Genomic DNA, 395 nt, shown 5'->3' on the forward strand with positions numbered 1-395 from the left:
CGCAGGACGTGGCGCGCTTCATGCTCGATCGCGGCGTGGGCTGCTGCATCCTGACGCTTGGCGAACACGGCGCCTACTATCACCATGCCGACGGCACGCGCTTCCATATCCCGGCCTTCGAGGTCGATGTGGTCTGCACCTGCGGCTGCGGCGATGCTTTCAACGCCGGCTTCGCGGCGGGCTTGCACCGCGGGCTCGACGCGGAAAGCGCGGTCACGCTGGCGCAGGCGACCTCGGCGCTGAACGCAACCGGGCTCGGCAGCCAGGCCGGAGTGGTGTCGTTCGAGCACACGATGGACTTCGCGCGGCGCACGAGGAAGAAGACCAATACGCTCGCCGCCTGAGGCGCGGCTCGGGCGCCGGCCGTGCCGTCCGGCGCTCTATGCCTTCTTCCG

Annotated in this window: 1 protein-coding gene; it reads left to right on the top strand. The window is 69.6% G+C overall.

The annotated features are described in order from the left end of the window. Positions 1-344: PfkB family carbohydrate kinase (locus EOA29_RS40755; RefSeq protein ID WP_245468900.1), on the top strand; the 344-nt coding region annotated here is incomplete at its 5' end. Between the last annotated feature and the right edge of the window lie 51 nt (positions 345-395).

It is taken from the genome of Mesorhizobium sp. M1E.F.Ca.ET.063.01.1.1 (assembly GCF_003998155.1).
GTDB lineage: Bacteria > Pseudomonadota > Alphaproteobacteria > Rhizobiales > Rhizobiaceae > Mesorhizobium.